Origin of the sequence: Hymenobacter sp. BT730 (assembly GCF_030542105.1) — a bacterium.
GTDB lineage: Bacteria > Bacteroidota > Bacteroidia > Cytophagales > Hymenobacteraceae > Hymenobacter.
Window position 1 is genome coordinate 1 of sequence record NZ_JAUOFB010000006.1, and the last position, 21,509, is coordinate 21,509.

Annotated in this window: 18 protein-coding genes and 1 other RNA gene; 11 read left to right on the forward strand and 8 right to left on the reverse strand. The window is 54.6% G+C overall.

The annotated features are described in order from the left end of the window. Positions 1–747, forward strand: a 747-nt coding sequence (locus Q4G72_RS14635) for a type 1 glutamine amidotransferase family protein (RefSeq protein ID WP_303312178.1), incomplete at its 5' end; no start/stop codon positions are given. Between the two features lie 525 nt (positions 748–1,272). On the opposite strand, the gene Q4G72_RS17955 is transcribed toward Q4G72_RS14635, so the two are convergent. The 3 genes from Q4G72_RS17955 to Q4G72_RS17960 all read right to left on the reverse strand — a co-directional run bounded on the left by Q4G72_RS17955 (position 1,273) and on the right by Q4G72_RS17960 (position 2,822). Then, a complete protein-coding gene (locus tag Q4G72_RS17955; RefSeq protein WP_303312179.1) occupies positions 1,273–1,890 on the reverse strand; it encodes a putative quinol monooxygenase in 618 nt (205 codons plus the stop codon). Positions 1,891–1,976: 86 nt separating this feature from the next. Next, on the reverse strand, positions 1,977–2,597 hold the full coding sequence (locus Q4G72_RS14645) for a TMEM175 family protein (RefSeq protein ID WP_303312180.1): 621 nt from the start codon (positions 2,595–2,597) through the stop codon (positions 1,977–1,979). Between the two features lie 42 nt (positions 2,598–2,639). Further along, a complete protein-coding gene (locus Q4G72_RS17960) occupies positions 2,640–2,822 on the reverse strand; it encodes an alcohol dehydrogenase catalytic domain-containing protein (RefSeq protein WP_502213686.1) in 183 nt (60 codons plus the stop codon). A 688-nt stretch (positions 2,823–3,510) separates the two neighbouring features. Between Q4G72_RS17960 and Q4G72_RS14655 the strand changes: the two genes are divergently transcribed. Then, complete coding sequence (locus tag Q4G72_RS14655) at positions 3,511–3,693, forward strand: hypothetical protein (protein ID WP_303312181.1); 183 nt, start codon at positions 3,511–3,513, stop codon at positions 3,691–3,693. 231 nt (positions 3,694–3,924) lie between these two features. On the opposite strand, the gene Q4G72_RS14660 is transcribed toward Q4G72_RS14655, so the two are convergent. Further along, on the reverse strand, positions 3,925–4,485 hold the full coding sequence (locus Q4G72_RS14660; protein ID WP_303312182.1) for a hypothetical protein: 561 nt from the start codon (positions 4,483–4,485) through the stop codon (positions 3,925–3,927). Between the two features lie 408 nt (positions 4,486–4,893). Here Q4G72_RS14660 and Q4G72_RS14665 point away from each other — a divergent pair, with 408 nt between their 5' ends. Further along, complete coding sequence (locus tag Q4G72_RS14665) at positions 4,894–5,271, forward strand: SCO4402 family protein (RefSeq protein WP_303312183.1); 378 nt, start codon at positions 4,894–4,896, stop codon at positions 5,269–5,271. Positions 5,272–5,632: 361 nt separating this feature from the next. Here the strand turns inward: Q4G72_RS14665 and ssrA are convergent. Then, positions 5,633–6,003, reverse strand: a transfer-messenger RNA (tmRNA) gene (gene ssrA, locus Q4G72_RS14670). Positions 6,004–6,191: 188 nt separating this feature from the next. Here ssrA and Q4G72_RS14675 point away from each other — a divergent pair. The 5 genes from Q4G72_RS14675 (at position 6,192) to Q4G72_RS14695 (ending at position 14,438) form a co-directional block, all read left to right on the forward strand. After that, positions 6,192–8,171, forward strand: coding sequence for a DNA polymerase III subunit gamma/tau (locus Q4G72_RS14675; protein ID WP_303312184.1), 1,980 nt, complete (start codon positions 6,192–6,194; stop codon positions 8,169–8,171). Between the two features lie 423 nt (positions 8,172–8,594). Further along, positions 8,595–11,624, forward strand: coding sequence for a M16 family metallopeptidase (locus Q4G72_RS14680; RefSeq protein WP_303312185.1), 3,030 nt, complete (start codon positions 8,595–8,597; stop codon positions 11,622–11,624). 179 nt (positions 11,625–11,803) lie between these two features. Then, positions 11,804–13,069 (forward strand): NADP-dependent isocitrate dehydrogenase, encoded by a 1,266-nt coding sequence (gene icd, locus Q4G72_RS14685; RefSeq protein WP_303312186.1) that lies wholly within the window; start codon positions 11,804–11,806, stop codon positions 13,067–13,069. A gap of 36 nt (positions 13,070–13,105) precedes the next feature. Further along, positions 13,106–13,630, forward strand: a complete 525-nt coding sequence (locus Q4G72_RS14690) for a hypothetical protein (protein WP_303312187.1) — start codon at positions 13,106–13,108, stop codon at positions 13,628–13,630. Positions 13,631–13,706: 76 nt separating this feature from the next. Then, positions 13,707–14,438, forward strand: a complete 732-nt coding sequence (locus Q4G72_RS14695; RefSeq protein WP_303312188.1) for an MOSC domain-containing protein — start codon at positions 13,707–13,709, stop codon at positions 14,436–14,438. 25 nt (positions 14,439–14,463) lie between these two features. Here the strand turns inward: Q4G72_RS14695 and Q4G72_RS14700 are convergent, their stop codons facing one another. Then, a complete protein-coding gene (locus Q4G72_RS14700; protein WP_303312189.1) occupies positions 14,464–15,957 on the reverse strand; it encodes a serine hydrolase in 1,494 nt (497 codons plus the stop codon). A 167-nt stretch (positions 15,958–16,124) separates the two neighbouring features. On the opposite strand from Q4G72_RS14700, the gene Q4G72_RS14705 reads away from it, so the two are divergent. After that, complete coding sequence (locus Q4G72_RS14705) at positions 16,125–16,427, forward strand: DUF3817 domain-containing protein (RefSeq protein ID WP_502213687.1); 303 nt, start codon at positions 16,125–16,127, stop codon at positions 16,425–16,427. Positions 16,428–16,522: 95 nt separating this feature from the next. Here Q4G72_RS14705 and Q4G72_RS14710 read toward each other — a convergent pair whose 3' ends face one another. Together Q4G72_RS14710 and Q4G72_RS14715 are read right to left on the reverse strand one after the other, a co-directional pair. Beyond that, positions 16,523–17,233 carry a ferritin-like domain-containing protein gene (locus Q4G72_RS14710; RefSeq protein ID WP_303312190.1) on the reverse strand — a complete coding sequence of 237 codons (711 nt, stop codon included), beginning with the start codon at positions 17,231–17,233 and terminating at the stop codon, positions 16,523–16,525. Between the two features lie 85 nt (positions 17,234–17,318). Beyond that, positions 17,319–18,182, reverse strand: coding sequence for an SDR family oxidoreductase (locus Q4G72_RS14715; RefSeq protein WP_303312191.1), 864 nt, complete (start codon positions 18,180–18,182; stop codon positions 17,319–17,321). Between the two features lie 390 nt (positions 18,183–18,572). On the opposite strand from Q4G72_RS14715, the gene Q4G72_RS14720 reads away from it, so the two are divergent. Together Q4G72_RS14720 and Q4G72_RS14725 are read left to right on the forward strand one after the other, a co-directional pair. Further along, positions 18,573–20,111 (forward strand): aldehyde dehydrogenase family protein, encoded by a 1,539-nt coding sequence (locus Q4G72_RS14720; protein ID WP_303312192.1) that lies wholly within the window; start codon positions 18,573–18,575, stop codon positions 20,109–20,111. A gap of 139 nt (positions 20,112–20,250) precedes the next feature. After that, on the forward strand, positions 20,251–21,444 hold the full coding sequence (locus tag Q4G72_RS14725; protein ID WP_303312193.1) for a pyridoxal phosphate-dependent aminotransferase: 1,194 nt from the start codon (positions 20,251–20,253) through the stop codon (positions 21,442–21,444). The last annotated feature ends 65 nt before the right edge of the window (positions 21,445–21,509 follow it).

Consider the following 21,509-nt stretch of genomic DNA (forward strand, 5'->3'; position numbering starts at 1 on the left):
ACGCGGGGCACCTACCAGCCCTTCGTTACCCTGCTGACCAACGATGGGGCTGTCGTCACGGCAACGGCTCAACCCATCACCGAGGCGGTGCTAGCCGGGTTCGACGTCTACGTTATTGCCAACGCCCGCGGGACCGGCGACTTAAACGATACGCCCGCGTTTACCGAGGCCGAGTGCACCGCCATTCAAGCGTGGGTGCGCCAGGGCGGCGGGCTGCTCTTAATCACGGACCATTTCCCCATGGGCGCTGCAGTGGAACGGCTGGCCCGGAAATTTGGCGTGCAGATGCAAAAGGGCCTGGTGCAGGACAGCGTGTACCACGACCCGGCGGTGAAGGATGAAAGCCAGCTGGAATTTTCCCGGCAAAACCACTTACTAGCCGATGGTCCCCTCACCCAGGGCGTGGAGAAGGTCATCACCTTCACCGGGCAGTCGCTGAAGTGTGAAAACCAGTGCCTGTCCTTTCTGAACCTTTCCGATGCGGCCTATGATTTGACGGCTCAACCTGCCATTGTCAAGGACGGGGACGACACGCGGGTGACGGTGACCTTTGACCACCCGCAGTCGGCGAAGGGCCGGTCTCAGGGGGTGGCCCTCCAGGAGGGGCAGGGCAAAGTGGTGGTGCTGGGCGAAGCCGCGATGCTCAGCGCCCAACGCAACCGGGACAACACCAAATTCGGGATGAATGTGAACCCCGACAACAAAAAGCTGGCGCTGAATATCGTCCACTGGCTGGCCAGCAACTAAAGCCTGGGGCCTGAATGCCATTCCCGACGCGTCAGGCGCCGGCAATACCGGTCTAGGATAGCTTAGGACAGCCCGCTCCTATTCCTAGGAGAATACTTCTTTCAAAATTTATGCGGTCCGGGCCATGAGGATAACAGGTAAACAAACGACCATCTTTTGATACCGCCACACCGGTTAGCTGGTAGTTATCATCTGAAAACACTTGTTCCCATTGATTGCTACTTGTACTCATGAGTGGATAGTTTTAATTGAAATGTTACCAATAGAAATTTTACAGGTCAATACGTTTCTATGCTTGCTTTTTATAAATAAACTTAAAGTGTCCATTATCCTCCGGGCCACTCTTTTCATCATGAAATTTTACCAGCAAGACTTATAATTTTGAACTTGAATAAAGTGGCAAAACCTTCATCCTGGGTGAAAATAAAAATATCCTCCGAACGAGAAGCAATGAAATCTTCCTCCTCAGAGCCTCTGATGATATAGTCTTTATCGGCCGAAGCAGTCCGGTTGTTTTTAATTTAATCAAGGATTAAAATTCTCCGCCGTAACCTTAAGCAAATCCATATCCGGGAAACTGCCAAGCAACGAAAGCGCATGTTTAGTTAATTCCTGGGGAATACGGCCCGCGAGGTGTTTTAAACGGGCACCATTGTCAGGAAAAACATCGAAAATGCCATACTCACCATTAGGCAGGCGGATGGCAAACCACGCAATAGTCTCTTCTTCTGCCATGGCCAAAGGCTGGGCATCTTTTAAAAATTGTACCACCTCCTGCTCGTGGCCCTCTTTCGCTTTAAAGGTGAGCAATAGTCCTTTTGTATTAGGTTCAGTTGGCGGTTGGGATGGTAGTTTGCTGGCAAGTATCTCTATTTTCTGGATATGCGGGGAGGTTTCAAATAATTCATCTGCTTTTTGTAGCAAGGCGCTGGCAACCGCCCCGTTAAGATGTGCATCACGGGATTCTTCATCAGGGAAAAAATCGACTATGCCATATTCAGACCGGCCAAAACGAACGGCAAACCAGGCTTTTGTTCCGGCCTCCTGCCGTACTAATGGAAGGGCAGAAGAAAGAAAATCTTCTACCTCGTCATCTTTGCCGTGTTTCGCCTCTAAACGAACGAGTAATCCTTTTGTAGTCATAGTCATGGTTCAATGAATTAATATGATTCTTTAAATTTCGTCTATTAAAGTGCTAGAAATTAATAGATTTCTATGCTTGTCTATTCCTAAGTTAGGTTTTCCTGTTTCATCCTTTTTTCGCCAAGTCGCGGCAAGGCAAAGTAGACGTACAGCAGCAAAACAGGGACAATGCTGAAAGGCACGCTCCACAGGCAGATGATTAAGGCAACCAAGTGCAGCGCAGGGGCAATTGCATATTCCTTTGTTAGAAAACGAATAAGCCTCTTATCAGTCTGATCTTCCAAAATTTCATCCTTTTTAATTGCGTACCACCAAACACAATTGTAAAAAAATGTCATTAGCACCAATGTGCCATGATATATCAATGCTGCCGTTCGCTCATCTGGTTTGCCTACATGACGAGCCAATAATCCGGTGGTAAAAGATTGAAGTGTAACAAACATCAAAAATAAAATATTCAGTATAAGTAGGTACTGGTCCGTCTGTTTTATATAAATAAACATATTGTGATGATTGGACCAGGCAATACATATAAATAGGAAAGACGCCGCGAACGCCGCATAAGCAGGCCATTGTTTGACAATCTCTTGTAGCAAGCCTGTTTCGGTTTCCGGTTTAGGCAGTTCAGTGGCTAGCAATGTTGCCGCTATAGCTAAAACAGCATCACTAAAATATTCGAGCCGATCAGTTGGCCGATGATTATGCATAAGAACTGTTTAAAATTCAACAATAATATTACCCTGACATCATCACTGGTTTCTTCTCTTTGCCGGGTTGAATTCGTGGCAATGGCCATAGAGTTCCTGCTTGCAAAACAGGCAGCTGCCGCAGGCAATGTTGAACGGCACCAGCACATGGTCGCCGACTTTTAGCTTTTCAGCGCCTGAGTCGACGGCTTCCCCTATGCCGGTAAATTCATGATCGAAGGTCATGCCCACGCGGGTGTCGGGGACCAGGCCATGGTAGAGGTGCAGGTCCGAGCCGCAGATTTAAGGAGTGGGTCACCCGCACAATGGCCTAATCGGGGTGTTTGATTTCGGGTCCGCACGGATGCGGAAGGGCCCGCGAAAATTCATGGCTAACATAGACCAGGTAGGTTAAGAGGAGGTTGAAAAAAAGCAGGTGGTGAACCCGCAAGGCGCACCTAGCACAATCATTTCTTCTACCTGCTCCGCAGAGAACTGAACCCGCAATGGCGAATGAGACAGAAGCCCGAGGCGATTCTCCTACGAAGGGGCGCAGAGCATCAACTACCGGTAATACAATCTCTTACGAACGGACCGGGGAGGTGGCTAAAAACTAGAAAATAAAACTAGAGAATACGGATTTCCCATCCGTTTTACTACGGAATCTTCATGCTCCAATCGGTTTTCACGACTGGAGCAGCAGGGGCAGTTGGCCCAAATGGTGCCCACCGCTCCACAGTGGGTTTAAGAAAAGGGTAGAATTGGTAATCGCGCAATAGCTGAATTCCTCATTAATCATTAATAAGGCCCCCTCAAGCTTAGCAAAGGCCGACATAAGTAGCTACTTCCTACCAAGTAAAGGTATTTGCCGAAATATTACCCCATGGCCCCAGTCACCTTTTAGGGCTGATATAAGCGTCGCTCAGATTTGATCATGACTCAACGAACGAAGGCCCTGCTGTTTTTCCTGCTCCTGCCGACGTGCGCGTTTGCGCATGGAGAAGAGGTGTTGGCCACGGTTTTCCTCTTCCTGGGGTCCCTGTTGCTCTTCTTTGTGTTGGTGCTACTGATCCCTGTGCCCTATGCGCAAAAGCAGTACTGGTCGCCGTTTATTTGACTACCCTGGGTGTAGCAGCTTACGGAACCAGTGGCCTGCCGTACCGGGATAATATGACCTTGATCAACTGGGTGATCGGGCTAACCCCGGTATTGACTACCGGTGCGGCTTATCTGTGGATGTCGAGCAGATGAAGGAAGCAAAACATGGACTAGACAGGACTTTTCTGTATGAGGCGCTCCTAGAAAGTCCTTTCCTCCTCTCGTTTCTGTCCCTATACATATGATTTACTTATCGGACAGCCTCCAACAGCTGCACTCGGAAGCCACGAGCAATCACGTAATCAACACCCAGGAACAAAACGCTATACGGTTTTTCCACTGGAGTCAGCACTTCTTCCGGCTCAAAGTAGCGTAGGGTGACTCCCTGTTGGTGGCAGATGGAGATGACCTTTCGCGCGAGGGATAAAGGAGCACTCTGCAGCAGGATTCCTTGCCCATGGCGGATACTGGTGCGCGGGGCCTCCCGGTGTTGAAACGTATAGGAGCGCCAGGTGCGCCAGCCATGGCTCACTTGCGCTATGCACTGTTCAATAGCTTCTATCAATGCCTCCGGATTGCTTGGTTTCGATCCTAGGTGGAGCGTTACCTTCGGTTCGTTGTGATCCAGAAGCAGCGGATGCTCCACAAAGTAGACGAAGGCCCCCTCTGTCCCTTTCCGCAATCGGAATTCCGCTTTGCTGATAAAATCAATGCGGTACCTGCCAATCGAAGTGGCTACCTCGATATAGGTGGCTTGCGTGAAGGTGATAGCGGCAGACGGGCAAATAGCGAGCAAATCCGGGAGCAACATACCGGTACAGAAGCCTATAGAGAAAGGGATGATAAACTAGCGGCATCACGCTGTTGACCGCAGCAGTCTGCCATTATGGGTAGCCCTTTAATTGAACATAAGCTATAGCCCCCATCTTATATCACTCACAAGGTATCTTCAAATTATCTCTTAACATAAAGTGAGGTATCAGACGAGTCTGAGAATCGTGGTAGTTTTTGCTCCTACCTTCCCTACCTTGGAATGGTGGTACTTTGGCGAGTAACAGGGCTTCATTTGGGCGTTCACGCAACGCCTTCCTTTAGTCCCTTTCGTAAACAGTGAATGGTATACTAACTCCTTAAACTCCCCGGCAGTGTAGCGCCCTGCTTGCCACCAGGTGTTGTGTCGATTCTCAATGTTGAGTGAAAGGAGGAATAACTTGCTCGTATGATGGAAAATGCTTCTTGGGCTAAACAAGTAGTTCGGGCCATTAGTGACGTGGCAGACACGGCCTTTCAGCAACGGGCATGGATGGGGGCTGGTCCCGAGATGTCTTCCTTTGTGGAAACCTATTCCACCCTGTACGATGATAATGCCTTCGATGACTTCTTGGCTCAGCCAGAATGGAAACTGACAGGGTTGAACCACGCTGTGCGGCAGGAAATGGTACTCCTCGACCAGTTATTCCAAGCCTATCAAGAACCGGAGTCGCATGCAGAGATACTTGCCGACCCTAAGTGGCAGGAAGTGGTTCAACAAGCGCAGCAGGTCCTACGAACCATAGGTGAAGGACCAGCCAATGCTGAGCAGGAAGAAAACAGCTAGAGTTTAAGAAACGGTGCTTTAAGTAAGGCATGGGTGGACCTTATCTGGAGCTTGTCACATTTTACAAACGGTCGTTTCGGTAACGTGACAGGTTGGGCAGCTTATAAAAGAGCGTTTCCCACCTATGCCCGGCCCATTTGTAACAATAAGGGCCGCCTCACTTAAAAACGAGGCGGCCCTTCCCATAGGCAGGAGCTGGCAACTACTTACCTGACGAGGTAAAACAAATATACGCCAAGATACCCTTCTCCGCTTGAGACATGAAAAAGGAAAACAGGCACAGGAGCAAAATATAGAGGTATGTACTCCTACACATATCCCGAGAAAACAAAAAACCCGTTTCTGGATCAGAAACGGGTTTTTGTGGAGCTGCAGGGATTCGAACCCTGGTCCAGACAAGGAAGGCGTCGAGCTTTCTACGTGTGTATCTATGCTTAAATTTTCGTGGGAGCCCAGGCGCACATCAGGCCCTTGGTTTCCCCTTATCTGTTTGAGTTTCGCCTTGGCATCACAGCGCCACCAAGACTATCCTAACTACTTACGACGCCCCGAACTCACCCGTGAGAAGGAAGACGGGTGCGGGACGATGACATTACTTAGTACCTAGACTAAGCAGCCATGGCGTACGAATAGTCGCCATTTATTGTTTGGACGGCTTTTTAGCGGGAGATTCATCCAACTCCCGACACGCTTACTCGCGACTTGCTCAAGCTGTCAATTCCAGTCAGCCCCAGAAAAGAAAGAACGATACCCGCCCCAAGAGGCGGGGTGCGAAGGTACGCACATCAGGGAATAAACGTTGCTGCGGGGTGAATTTGTTCCATTTAAAGTAGTCCGGAGCAAGCACTATTGGCTACTTTCTACAGCCGACGCCCCACTTCCAAAGCCCGGGTTTTCGCGGTATCTTTGTGGCTAGTCGTATGGAGAATTTCGTTGTATCTGCCCGCAAGTACCGCCCAGCCACGTTTCGCAGCGTGGTGGGTCAGCAGCACGTAACCACTACCCTGCAGAACGCCATTCTGAGCAACCACCTGGCGCAGGCGTTTCTCTTTTGTGGGCCGCGCGGTGTGGGTAAAACCACCTGTGCGCGCATTCTGGCCAAAACCATCAACTGCACCAGCCTCACGGCGGAAGCTGAGGCGTGCAACGAGTGCGAGTCGTGCCGGGCGTTCAACCAGAACGCATCCTTCAACGTGCACGAGCTGGATGCGGCTTCCAACAACTCCGTGGAGGATATCCGCTCCCTGGTGGAGCAGGTGCGCTACGCCCCGCAGGCCGGCCGCTACAAGATTTATATCATCGACGAGGTGCACATGCTCTCCAACGCGGCCTTCAACGCCTTTCTGAAGACGCTGGAAGAGCCGCCGAGCTACGCCATTTTCATTCTGGCTACCACCGAGCGCCACAAGATTATCCCCACTATTCTCTCGCGCTGCCAGATCTTCGACTTCAACCGTATTAAGGTAGATGATATGCGCAGCCACCTGCGCTACGTAGCTACCCAGGAAAAAGTACAAGCCGAAGACGACGCCCTGCACCTGCTGGCCCAGAAGGCCGATGGCGGCCTGCGCGACGCGCTGTCCATGTTCGACCAGATGGTGACCTTCTCGGGCCACAATCTGACTTATAAAGACGTTATCCAGAACCTGCATATTCTGGATTATGAGTACTACTTCCGCTTGGTTGATGCTCTGCTGACGGAGAACCTCTCGGCGGCTTTGCTGCTGTTGGAAGAAGTGATGCAGAACGGCTTCGACCTGCACAATTTTGTGGTAGGCGCCGCCGAGCACCTGCGCGGTTTGCTGGTGTGCAAAGACCCGGTAACGGTGCAGCTGCTGGAAGTATCGGAAGGCATTCGGACGCGCTACGTGCAGCAGGCCCAGGCTGCGCCGCTTGCGTTTCTGCTCTCGGCCCTGAACCTGGTGAGCCAATGTGACCGGGAGTTCAAGCAGGCCAAAAACCAACGCCTGCACGTGGAGCTTACGCTCATGAAGCTGGCCTACCTTAACGGGGCCGTGCAGTTTGCCCGTGACCTGCAAGGCTCCGCCTCCGCCAGCAACGGCGAGGCGAAAAAAAAAACTAGTGTAGCGTCAGTTGCCGCTCCTGCTGCCAGTAGCCCGGCTAAACCACCCGTAGCGGCAACCCCGCAACCCACTAGCGACTCGCAAACAGCCGCTGCGCCTATCAAAGCTATTCCTGCCGATCCGGAGCCCCTGATTCCGGTGAACAACGGCGTAGAGGAGCTGCACGATACGCCCAGCATTGAGAATCCGCCTACGCCGGTGCCCACGCACCGCCAGGTGCTGGACAGCACGCCGCACGTGGAAACGGGCCGCCCCAGCGTGGCTGGCCACGAACCCGGCGACATACCAGTAGTAGCGGCGCCCATTCGGCCCATGCCTTCTCTCGCCAAAAGCGGGAGCATCTCTAAATTACCCAGCCTGGCCGGCATAAAAGAACAGGCAGCCCGGGAAAACACGGCCAGTCGTGCTACGGCTGTGGAAGAAGATGCGCCCACTATGTCTGGCGCGCTGCCCACCATTGATGATGCCCTGTTGCAACAGGCCTGGACCACGCTGAAGGACAGCTACAAAGCCAGCAGCATGAGTGTGTACACCGTGTTGAACCGCCCAATCCAAGCCGATGAAAAGCATGTCATCAAGCTCCTCGTTGATAACCCGGTGCAGGAAGACGTGTTCAACGAGTTTCGGGCGGAGCTGACGGGTGAGCTACGCCGCCGCACCGGCTACCCGCGCCTCACCTTGCAGGCCGAAATAGTAGAGCAGCAAAGCTCCGGCCGCAAGCTTTATACCTCTGCTGATAAGTTTGAGTATCTGGCTGAGAAATTCCCCGCGCTGGTAGAAATGCGCCAGCGCCTGGGCCTGGACACGGATTTTTAGGGAGGAGAAGCAAAGAAGTAGAACGCAACTCCCCTCCTTTTTAGGGAGGGGTGGCCGCAGGCCGGGATAGTAAATGACGTTGTTTCGTTTCACGAAGCCCTACCGTTATAAATCAAAAGGTGGTCATGCAGAGCGCAGCCGAAGCATCTCGCTGGTGTGGTAAACTCCAATGAAGCGGGCGAGATGCTTCGGCTGCGCTCTGCATGACGTTTCAGTAAACAACGCCACCCCTAACCCCTCCTCATCTGAGGAGGGGAACTAGCTTTTAGCCGAAGCATAACATAACGAGGTTTTAGGCACGCCATCAGCTATTCTGGCTTTGTTCTTTTCTATCAAGCTAGAATCCAAATTGGCTTTTAATTACAAGGCGGGCGGCCTATCTTTGATTTCTTGTTTCCTGCCTGAAATTCCGCTTCTGCTCTCGTGAAAAAACCCTTTCTGCTTTTGTTCCCGGCGGTAGTTGCGCTGGGCCTGACAACTCAGTGCCAGTCCAGTAAGCCTGCTGCTTCGGTCACCGAAACGGCTACCGCCCCGGCTTCCCAAACCAAGGAATATAAGTATACCACTGTAGAAGGCGACCCGCTGAAGGCCCGCATCTATACCTTGGATAACGGCCTGACGGTGTACCTCTCCGACTACGAGGACGCCCCACGCATTCAGACTTACGTGGCGGTGCGTGCCGGCTCTAAAAACGACCCCAGCACGGCTACCGGCCTGGCGCACTACCTGGAGCATATGGTGTTCAAGGGCACTTCCCGCCTGGGCACGCAAAACTGGGCCGCCGAGAAAACCGAGCTGGACAAGATTGAGGCGCTCTACGAAGTCTACCGCTCCAAAACCGACCAGACCGAACGTAAGCGCCTCTACCATCAGATTGACTCCATCTCCAGCGTGGCGGCCAAATACGCCGTGGCCAATGAGTACGATAAGGTGATGGGCGCCATTGGCGCGAAAGGCTCCAATGCCTACACCGCCAACGAGCAGACCGTGTACCAGGAGGATATTCCCTCCAACCAGATCGAGAAGTGGGCCGCCATTCAGGCCGAGCGTTTTGGTGAGCTGGTGCCGCGCCTGTTCCACACGGAGCTGGAGGCGGTATACGAGGAGAAAAACCGCGGCCTCGACAACGACTTCAACAAGGAGTTTGAGGCCCTGAATGCCAGCTTGTACCGCAAGCACCAATACGGCACCCAAACCACCATTGGTACCATTCAGCACCTGCAAAACCCGTCCATCACGGAAATCAAGAAGTATTTCGACCAGTATTATGTACCGAACAACATCGCGGTAGCCCTGAGCGGCGACCTGGACTACGACCAGGCCATCCGGGTAATTGACAAGTACTTTGGGCAGCTGAAGAGCAAGCCGGTACCTACGTTTACTGTGGCCCAGGAAGACCCCATTACGGCGCCCATTGTTAAGGAAGTGAAAGGCCCCGACGCGGAAAACGTCATGCTTGGTTTCCGCTTCCCCGGCACTACTACGCCCGATGCGCTGGTGCTGCGCATGATTGACAAGATTCTGAGCAACGGCCAGGCTGGCTTGATTGACCTAGACCTGAACCAGCAGCAGAAAGTGCTGCAGGCTGCCTCATTCACGGACATTAACTCCGACTACGCCTCACACATTCTCTACGCCACCCCGCGCCAGGGCCAGAGCCTGACGCAAGTGCGCGACCTGCTGCTGGGCGAGCTGACGAAGGTGAAAAAGGGCGACTTCCCGGATTGGCTGATTCCGGCCATCATCAACAACGAGAAATTGCAGCGCACCAAAAGCTACGAGAGCAATGAGGCCCGCGCCGGTGCTTTTGTATCGGCCTTTATTGCCCGTCAGGACTGGAAAGACTACCTCAAGCAGATTGACGACTTCGGTAAAATTACCAAGGCCGATGTGATGCGCGTGGCCAACCAGTACTACCAGAACAACTATGTGGCCGTGTACAAGCGCACGGGCAAAGACCCCAATACCGTAAAGGTGGTGAAGCCGGCCATTACGCCGGTGCCCGTAAACCGTGAGGTGGCTTCCGGCTTCTACAAACAGGTAACCGAAATGCCTTCGCCGGAGCTAAAGCCGGTGTTTGTGGACTACAAAAAGGATATTCAGGAGCTGAAGCTGGCTTCGGGTGTGCCGGTGTTCTACACCCATAACACCGAGAATAACCTCTTCGATTTGTATTACGTGCTCGATATGGGCACCAACAACGACCCGCGCCTGGGTTTGGCGGCCGACTATTTACAGTACCTGGGAGCCGGAAAATACTCGGCGGCACAGCTTCAGCAGGAGTTCTACAAGCTGGGCTGTTCCTTTGGCGTGCAGAGCGGGCAGGACCGCATCTACGTGAGCCTCTCTGGCCTCGACGACAACTTTGAGCCGGCTTTAGAGCTGTTTGAAAGTCTATTGGCCAACCCCAGGCCCGATGCCGCGGCCCTGAAAAACATGGTGGATGGCGTGCTGAAAGCCCGCCAGGACGCCAAGCTGAACAAGCAGGTGATTCTGAGCCAGGCCATGGTGAACTTCGCCAAGTATGGCCCCAAGAACCCCTTCACCTCGCAGTTGAGTGAGAAACAGCTGAAGGCCCTGAAACCCCAGCAGCTTACGTCGCTCATTCAGAAGCTGCCCACATATGAGCACCGGGTACTGTATTACGGGCCACGTTCGTTGGAAACGTGGCATAAAGAAGTCACACCCACTCAAGATTCCAAAACGCCTCAGACCCGCGTGCTGGTGCCTGGAATACTAGACATTCTTGAAAATAAGCACCGCACACCCGCCACGCTCACCCCTGTTCCAGCTAACAATGACTTCGTGGAGCAACCTATGAAGGACCGCAAAGTCTATTGGGTCGATTATAACATGGTGCAGGCCGAAATTCTGTTTTTGACGAAGGGTGATGCGTACGACAAGAATCTGGTGCCTACGGTGAGCCTGTACAATGAATACTTTGGCGGCTCCATGGGCAGCATCGTGTTTCAGGAGCTGCGCGAGAGCAAGGCCCTGGCGTACTCGGCTTCGTCGCGGTATGCCAATGCCGATAAGCTGGGCCGCTCAAACTATATCCTCTCCTACATCGGCACGCAGAGCGACAAGCTGCCCGAGGCCATGGCCGGCATGCAGACGCTGCTGAATGATATGCCCGTGGCCGAAGCCAACCTGCAGATTGCCAAAAACGCCATCCGCAACAGCATTGCCACGGAGCGCATCACCAAGTCCGATATCCTGTTCAGCTACGAGCGCGCCAAGCGCCTGGGCCTGGACTACGACCTGCGCCGCGACGTGTATGAGAAAACGTACAACATGAGCTTTGATGACCTGAAGAAGTTTCAGGAAGCCAAAGTGAAAGGCCAGAACCAGAGCATCCTGGTTATTGGCTCGAAAGAGCGCCTCAACTTCTCGGAATTAGCCAAATACGGGAAGGTGCAGCAGCTCACCTTAAAAGAAATTTTCGGGTATTAAGGCAGAGCTTAGGAATTAGGGCCTTGCTCTTAGTTTCTTTGCACCGCCTTATAGGCACCCACCTTGTTTTTGTAGTACCCGCGGCCAGAACTCTCCGTCACTCCGGCCCGGTCCGGCATCTATCCTTTCACATTAAACTTAAGACCTAAGACCCTAAGTCCCCAAGTCCTTACATACCAATGGCAGAGCAAAAAATCACCATCAAAAACGGCAAGCTGAACGTACCAGACCAACCCATTATTCCCTTCATTGAGGGCGACGGTACGGGTCCGGACATTTGGGCAGCTTCCGTAAAAGTGTTTGACGCGGCAGTAGAAAAAGCCTACGGCGGCAAGCGCCAGCTGATGTGGAGAGAAGTGCTGGCCGGGGAAAAATCATTCAAGCAGACCGGTAACTGGCTGCCCAACGAAACGCTGGATGCCTTCCGCGAATTCCTGGTGGGCATTAAAGGTCCGCTCACTACGCCCGTAGGCGGCGGCATTCGTTCCCTGAACGTGGCCCTGCGCCAGGAGCTGGACCTGTACGCCTGCGTACGTCCCGTGCGTTGGTTCCAGGGTGTGCCTTCACCCGTGAAGCACCCCGAGCTGACGGACATGGTTATCTTCCGCGAAAACACCGAGGATATCTACGCCGGCATTGAGTACATGAACGGCACGCCCCAGGCTCAGAAAATGCTGGAATTCCTGCAGGACGAGATGGGTGTGAAGAAAATCCGCTTCCCTGAGTCGTCATCGTTCGGCATTAAGCCCGTTTCGAAGGAAGGCACCGAGCGCCTGGTGCGCGCCGCCATCCAGTACGCCATTGAGCAGAAGAAGCCTTCCGTGACCATCGTGCACAAAGGCAACATCATGAAGTTCACCGAGGGTGCCTTCAAAACCTGGGGTTATGAGTTGGCCGAGCGTGAGTTCAGCGACAAAGTATACACCTGGAGCCAGTACGACAAAACCGCCGCCAAGCAAGGCCAGGAAGTAGCCGATGCCCAGCAGAAAGCGGCCCTGGAAAGCGGTAAAATCCTCATTAAGGACAGCATTGCCGATGCTTTCCTGCAGCAGATTCTGCTCCGCCCCGCCGAGTACTCGGTAGTGGCTACCCTGAACCTGAACGGCGACTATATCTCTGATGCGCTGGCAGCCATCGTAGGTGGTATCGGTATTGCGCCCGGTGCCAACATCAACTACATGACCGGCCACGCCATTTTTGAAGCTACCCACGGCACGGCGCCCAAGTACGCCAACCTGGACAAAGTGAACCCCGGCTCGGTTATCCTCTCGGGTGCCCTGATGCTGGAGTACATGGGCTGGCAGGAAGCCGCCGACCTCATCTATAAAGGCATCGAAGCCGCCATTGCCTCCAAGCGCGTGACCTATGACTTCGAGCGTTTGATGGAAGGCGCTACCCTGCTGAAGTGCAGCGAGTTCGGCGACGAGATTATCAATCGGATGTAGTAGTTTGGCTCTTGCCAATTCATAAGAAACCCCGCGTTGGCTTTAGCTGGCGCGGGGTTTTTGTTTACGTTTAATCAAATGGATTTTTTTAAAATTTTCCTTACAATAGCTCCCTTTATTTCTGCTGGTTTAGCTAGCTTCCTTACTTATTCCTTCGGCACGAAAGCCAAAAGAAAAGAATACCTATATCAAAACCGTGTCGAAAGCTTCAGACAAATAGCAATTAAGGTTTCAGAACTGAAAAAGTATTGTTTTGGAAAAATAGCTCTCATTCAGGGCAATGAATTCTCTCCCTTTTTCGACTTAGAAGGCAGCGGATTAATGCATAGAAGTGCTATTGCTGACACTGTTGACTTCAATCAAATATTCCTAACCAAGAAGAGCAGGCAGTATTTGGATGAACTTATTGCTCACATGTCTTTTATCTGCAATAAAGAGCTTGCTATATCAGGAAGGGGAATGCATGAAGAGCCTTCGAATGACAGTTCTGTATATGAGTCAACAGTTAAAAAAGCTGATGAATGCCTAGCAGTGTTGTACCGAGAGCTTGACTTAGATTAAAGCTCCTCACTGATACGAGCTTAAATCTTGTGACTAGCCTTTAGGTGAACTTCCTGTTACTCCTGCTATCCAATCTATGCCTTTGTTCCCACCTCTATCCATTCCGCTCGCAGCCGTATCCGTAGGCAAGCCCCAGCAATTAGGCTCGCCTGATGCCCCAAACCCACTGGCACGAAAATGGGTAACGGGCATTCGTAAAACCGCCGTTACGGAACCGCTGTGGCTGGATGCGCTCAACCTAGCCGGCGACGGGCAAGCCAACCTAAAAGCCCACGGTGGCCCCGATCAGGCATTGTGCGTGTATCCCGGCACCCATTATAGGTATTGGTCGGAGCGGCTGGGCCAGTCCCTGCTGCCCGGGAGCTTCGGCGAGAACCTCACGCTGGCCGGCCCCTGCACGGAGCAGGATGTCTGCCTCGGCGACGTATTTCAGTGGGGAGAGGCGCAGATTCAGATTTCACAGCCCCGCTCGCCCTGCTTTCAGCTGGGTTTGCGCTGGCAGCTGCCTTTACTACCCAAATGGCTGCAGGATTCAGGCTTCACGGGCTGGTACATGCGCGTGCTGCAGCCCGGCCGGGTGTCGGCGCAGGATACGCTGGAGCTAATAGAGCGGCCCTACCCTGAGTGGACGGTGGCCCGCGCCAACAGCGTGAAATATGAGCTGCGCGAAGACCTGGCGCTGTCGGCCGCGCTGGCCGCCTGCCCGGCATTGGGCCATTTGTGGCGGCAGAAAATGCTGGGCCGCACCTCCGGCGCCCTCCCGCTTTATGACGACGCCAACCGGCTGGAAGGACTTACCGCTGGGTAGCCCCACCAGCCGGTTGCCGGACGACTTAGTTTACCTGCTTTAGATACTCCGCCGCCGCGGTGTTCTTGGGATTGAGCGCGAGGGAGCGTTGATAGTTCTTTTTGGCCTGCGCCTTGTTATCCAAAGCCGCGTAGATTTCGGCCAGACTATCGTAGGCATTGGCGCTCTGCGGATACAGGCTCACGTTCAGCCGGAAGATTTCCAGCGCATCCTGCGGCTTGTTCTGTTTCAGCAGCGAATACCCCCAGGCATTCACCTCGTTTTCAGGCAACTGTAGCTTGGCATCTTTCTTTTTGGCCTGCTTCACGGCTTCCTGGGCGTGCGTAAACCCGCGCTGGCGCAGCTGCTGGTGCAGCGCCCGAATGGTGGGTGGCAGCCCAAAGCCCGTGGCCAACTGCATATCAGGAATATAAAAGCCCGCCAGCTCGTCGATGAAGGTATCGGGGTTGGCACCCGTCAGGTTGGTGAGCACCACAATGGCCAGGTCGTCGGCGGGGTAGAAGAATACAGCCGAGCGGCCACCACCCACTGGCGCCACTGCCCGATGCTCGGGGCGCGAAATGGTGGGCCAGCCCAGGGCATAGCCGTTCAGCAACCGGCTGAAGCCATCCTGCCCGCCGTTGTTGAGCTGGCCGGGCGTCCAGAGGGTAGTTATGCTGGCAGGTTTCAGCAGCTGGCCCTGTTGCAGGGCCAGCATCCAGAGGGCCATTTCCTCGGCCGTAGAGCTCATGCCCGCGGCAGTACGCAGCATCGGCGAAAACACCTCAAACATGTTGCGGAGCTGACGGCCCCGGCGCATTTGCCCATCAATGTTCTGATAATATGTGTAGCCCCGGGCGCTGTGCAGCAGTACGTCGTGCGCATCGCCGGAAGAAGTCAGCGGCATGCCCACCACGTTGAGCTGCCGCTCCTGAATAAACTGCGTGAAAGGCTGCCCGCTGAGCTGGTTGATAATTTTGCCCAGCAGCAGGTAGTTGGTTTGATTATAGGCGAACTTCTCACCGGTCTTAAACTCCATGGGCAGGGTTTGCACCTTGGCCCAGGCAGCAGTTTCGTTTTCTTCCGTCACCTGCACGCCTTCGGGCAGGATGTCGGGCAGGCCGGAGGTGTGCGTGAACAGCTGCCGCACCGTTACGGTCTGCCAGGCCGCGGGCAGGCCCGTCAGGTACCGCGACACGGGAGCGACCAGATCCAGCTTGCCGGCTTCCACCAGCTGCATGGCCGCTACGCCCACAAAGGCTTTGGTAATGGAGTTGAGCATGAAGCGCGTTTGCCGGGTTACCGGCACCGAGTCCTGCACATTGGCCAGCCCGTACTGCCCCAGCTTCACAATTTTGCCATGCCGCATAACGGCCAGCTGCAGGCCCGGAATGCGCTTTTGCTGCATGATGGTAGTCAGGAACGTGTCCACGCTGTCGGGGGCGACAGAGCTAGCTTGCACCCGAAAAAAACTGCTCATCAGGAGCAAAAGCAGGAGTCCTGGCAGGAAGCCTCGGGGGTGGATAAGGGTTGTTTTCATGTAGCGTAGGGGACAGGAATAGGAGATTTAAAAGGCAGATGCGCTAACCAGGGTAAACGTTGCCCGGTTTTATTAAAAATTCAATATATACTATAAAATACATGTACCTCGCGGCTGGTGCGGGTTTAGCCGTCGGGGCGTAACTTGCGGCTTCATTCAGTTCAGGTATGATGCTGGTTTCTTTATTGCGGACTTCTTTGGGGCGCCTGCGGGCGGTTGGGTTGCTGGAAGGCGTTTCCTTTCTGGTTTTATTGGGCATTGCTATGCCGCTGAAGTACCTGGCCGGGCAGCCGGAAGCCGTGCGCCTGGTGGGTATGGCCCACGGAGTACTGTTTGTGCTGTATGTGCTGCTGGTTATTCAGGCCGCTCTGGAGCATAGCTGGAGGTGGCAGAAAAGCCTGCTGGCACTGGTGGTATCAGTGCTTCCCTTCGGCACCTTCTGGGCCGATAAAAAGCTTTTCCGGGGGTAGTACCTTATTTCCAGGTGCGGCCTGGCAGGACTAATAAAATAAAAAGGGCACCCCAACCGGAGTGCCCTTTTGCCTTATTACGGCGGAGTAACTGGTTATAAATTACCAGCCGAATGCGGCAGGTACTCCATGCTTTTCAGGCGCTGGTAAGTGTCCTGCGACTGGCTGTACTGGCGCTCAATTTCCTGCCGGATTTCACCCGACAATCCCGGAGCCTGCAGGGCTTCCCGGTAGGCTTTCAGGGCCCATTCCTCGCCGTAGATGTTGGAGCCGAGGATGGCGTTTTCATCGAAACCCGTAACGGCAGCTTTGGCGTCCATCCAGCCCCGGTAGAGTTTGCCTTTCATCGTGGTGCTGGTTTCTGGCCTGATGCCTTGCTGCCGCAGGTAGCTGTTGAGCTTGTTGGCAAACTGCTGGCTTTGGTTGACCAATTGGCTATAATAGCTGGTAAGCTCGGGGTCCTTGCTTTCTTTTACGGCGCGCTGGTAGCCTTCTATCCGGTCGTTTACAAACAGGAGCAGCTCCTGCAGCGCGTCCGTCTGGCTTCTGACCAATGAGCCACCCGAGCTGCCGCTCTTCAGCAAGGAGCTTACCCCCAGCAGCAGCAATGCGCCGCCCAGAATTTTTTGCGTGGTGCTCATACTCCCAATCATGCCGCCTACCGTGCCTTTGCCAAACAGCGCAGAGCCTTTGCGGGAGGAGTATATATCGTGCTCGTCATACTCCGGGCTATAGGAGGCATAGCGGGACGAGCTGGTGCGGCCGGCTTTGCGGCTTTCCCAATTGGATTGATTTGCATAGTCCATAATTGACAGAAAAAAAGGGTTAAAAATCCAAAAATCTGTTCTAGCAATTACGGTGGTACCGGGGAGCAAGCAAGTAATACAAGAGTCAGGTATTCAGCACTTCACCCCCATTGGGATGCAGCGCCTGACCCGTAATATAGGAAGCGTCTTCGCAGGCCAGAAACACGTAGCATGGGCCTACTTCGGAAGGCTGGCCGGCACGCTTCATGGTAGTATCCTTGCCAAACATGGCCACTTTCATAGCCGGGAAGCTGGCCGGAATAAGCGGCGTCCAGATAGGACCGGGCGCTACGGCATTCACCCTTATTTTCTTGTCGGCCAGCTGCTGGGCCATAGAGCGGGTGAAGGCCGTGATGGCCCCTTTGGTGGAGGTGTAGTCTACCAGCTGCTCATGGCCGCGGTAGGCGTTGATAGAGGACGTGTTAATGATAGAGTCGCCTTCCTGCAGGTGCTCCAGCGCGGCTCTTGTGACGCGCACAAAGGAGAAGAAATTCACCTGAAAGGTATCCTCCCACTGCTGGTCGGTTATTTCTGTAAGGTCTTTGCTGGGAAACTGCTCGGCGGCGTTATTCACCAGGATATTGAGGCCACCCAGCTCCTCCACGGTGCGGGTCACTATTTCCTGGCAAAAGCCAGGGTCACGCAGGTCGCCGGGCATGGAGAGGCAGCGGCGCCCCTCCTGCTCTACCAGCTGGCGCGTTTGGTAGGCATCTTCTTCCTCAGATGGCAGGTAGCAAAAAGCTACATCGGCACCCTCACGGGCAAAGTGCACCGCTACCGAACGACCTATGCCGGAGTCGCCGCCCGTAATGAGGGCAATTTTGCCTTGTAGCTTGTCGCTGCCTTTGTAGCCGGGGCGGATATATTCCGGCTGGGGCGTCATTTCGCTTTCCAGACCAGGCTGCTGATCCTGGTGCTGAGGTGGTTGGAAGGTTGGTTTAGCATTCATAACGATTCAGCCATAATGTAGATAGACACTTTTCCAACGCAGGCAAAGTGGATAGGTTAATGGTTGAGCAGCAGTTTCATTTAAAAGATTTTGTCGTCGAAGCGAAGGGTACTCAACAGGAGGGCCTGGATTTTTTAGCGGTCTAAAGTCGGGGCTGATTTGTTTTCATTAGCCCGACAACCTGCCAAAGCAGCAACCTGCAGCGGCAGGATAATCCTCGCCAAACATGCCACGCCCTTCTATGTCTGTATCGGCCCATCTGCTGACCGACCGCCAGCTGCTCTTTTTGCTTTTGGGCTGTTTAGGAGAGCAAAGTCGCCGTAGAAGGCAAACTGATATCTTGGCGGCCCAACCGCTACCCTACTCTTTTCCAACCGACCTTTTCTTTCGATGCCTAAAATCATTTCGCCCCAGGTAGAATATGCCGGCCTGCTGGCCCAGGTAAAACAGCTGACGCCGGAAATCTTTGATCAGGACGGCCGCTTTCTGAATTTGCTGGAAGGCCGCTGGCAGGAATCCGGCACCCCCCGGGAGTTTATCTCGCCGGTAGATGGCACGGCGCTGGGTGGGCTGCCCATGCTGGACCACGCCGCCGGCCTGCGCGCCGTGCAGGCCGCCAAGCAGGAAGCCGCCGCCTGGGCTGCCACCGATTTGGATGAGCGAAAACGCCGCGTGCAGGACTGCCTAAACCAGCTGCGCCCGCAGGTAGACCTCATTGGCAAGCTGCTGATCTGGGAAATCGGTAAAACCTACAAGCTGGGCTTTACCGACATTGACCGCGCCATTGAGGGCGTGCAGTGGTACGTGGACAACATTGAGGGCATGCTGGACCAGCGCAAGCCCCTCGGCCTGGTAAGCAATATTGCTTCCTGGAACTACCCCATGTCGGTGCTGCTGCACGCGGTGCTGGTGCAGGCGCTGTGCGGTAACTCCGTTATTGCCAAAACCCCTACCGATGGCGGCTTTATTTCCCTGAGCGTGACGTTTGCCATTGCCCGCCGCTGCGGCCTGCCCGTTACGCTGGTGAGCGGCCCCGGCGGAGAGTTGAGCGACGTGCTGGTTAAGAACGAAGCTATTGATTGCCTCTCTTTTGTGGGCGGGCGCTACAACGGCCGCAACATTGCTGATGCCCTGAGTACCCACAACAAGCGCTACATGCTGGAAATGGAAGGCGTAAACACCTACGGCATCTGGGATTACTCTGACTGGGATGCCCTGGCCGACCAGCTCAAAAAGGGCTACGACTATGGCAAGCAGCGCTGCACCGCCTACGTGCGCTTTGTGGTAGAGCGTCGCCTGTTCCCGCAGTTCCTGGAAACCTACTGGAACACCATCCGCAGCCTGAAAGTGGGCAACCCCACGCTGGTAGATAATGTTGATGATAAGCTACCGGACCTGGCCTTCGGCCCCGTTATCAACAAAGCCCAGGCCGAAGACCTGGACCGCCTCTACGCTGATGCGCTGAAAACCGGCGCCACACCTATCTATGATGGCAAGCTGGACGACAGCCTGTTTCTGCCCGGCCAGGACCGCTCCGCTTACCGCGCCCCGCGCGCCCTGGTAAACCTGCCACGCCAGAGCGAGCTGTACTTCAAAGAGCCCTTCGGCCCCATCGACAGCATTGTACTGGTAGACCGGGTGGAAGAGTTGGTGGGCGAAATGAACATTAGCAACGGCGCACTGGTAGCCGCCGTGGCCTCGGACGATGCCAAGTGGGCCGAGCGCACGGCAAAGGAAGTACGCGCCTTCAAAGTGGGCATCAACAAGCTCCGCTCCCGCGGCGACCGGGAGGAAGTTTTCGGCGGTTTGGGCGAGTCGTGGAAGGGCGCGTTTGTGGGTGGCAAGCTACTGGTAGAAGCCGTTACACAGGGAAATACGCCGGTGCTGGGTAACTACGAAGACGCCACGCTGCTGCCGGAAAAGCCTTAGGCAGAGAATTTCGATTAAAAGTAAAAAGCCAGTTCACCACCCTAAAAATGAAGGGGGTAAACTGGCTTTTTACTTTTAATAATCAGTTTACCCTTATCGTCATTAGGGCACTTGGCGGTTGAGGTCTATATTTAGACCCATGCTCCAAGTATCAGACCGCGGCATGGCGCTGCCTTTATCTCCGTATCGTAAGCTGACGCCTTACGCGGATGCCGCCGAGTCCCGGGGCGTACACGTGCACCACCTCAACATTGGCCAGCCCGATATTGAGACACCGCCTACCATGCTGGCAGCCGTACAGCAAGCCAGCATCCGGGTGCTGGAATACAGTCCCACGGCCGGCTACCCCAGCTACCGGCACAAGCTGGCCAGCTATTACCAACGCGTGGGAATGCCCGTGGTGGCCGATGATATTCTGGTGACTACCGGCGGCAGCGAGGCCCTGCTGTTTGCCTTTATGTGCTGCTTTAATCCGGGTGATGAGCTGATTGTACCGGAGCCTTTCTATGGGCCCTACCTGGGCTTTGCGGAGGCCGCCGGGGCCCGTATTGTGCCCGTAATGTCGCACCTGGATAATGGCTTTGCGCTGCCGCCTATTGTCGAGCTGGCCGCCCGTATTACCCCGCGCACCAAGGCCATACTCATCTGCAACCCCAACAACCCCACCGGCTACGTGTACCGCCGCGACGAGCTGGAGCAGTTGCTGGCCTTGTGCCAGGAGCATCATCTGTACCTGTTTTCAGATGAAGCTTACCGGGAGTTTTGCTACGATGCACCCTTTCTCAGCCCGCTGCAGCTGCACGGCGCCGCCGAACATGTGGTAGTGCTGGACACCATTTCCAAGCGCTACAGCGCCTGCGGGGCGCGCATCGGGGCCTTTGTAACCAAGAGCAAGGCCCTATTCCAGGCCGCTTTCAAGTTTGCGCAGCTGCGGGTGAGTCCGCCGGGCCTGGCGCAGCTGTTTGCCGAAGCGGCCGCCGAGCTACCCCTCAGCTACTTCGACCATACCAAGGCCGAGTATCGTGCCCGCCGCGACCTGCTGCTGCGCCGCCTGCGCGCCATGCCCGGCGTGGAGTGCCCTACGCCCAGCGGCACGTTCTACATTATGGCCCGCCTGCCCGTGGACAGCACCGAGCGGTTTGCGCAGTGGCTGCTGGAAGAGTTTGACCACGATGGCCAAACCGTAATGGTATCGCCGGCATCGGGCTTCTACGCCACCCCTGGCGCAGGCCAGAATGAAGTACGCTTAGCCTACGTGCTGAATCTGCCGGCGCTGGAGGCAGCCATGAACTGCCTGGGGCATGCCCTGGAAGTGTATCCCGGTCGGTGTTAATAGCCCGCTGGTCGATAGTCCGTTGGTGGGAGCCAGACAAACATCTATCTTCCGGCCCTTCCTTT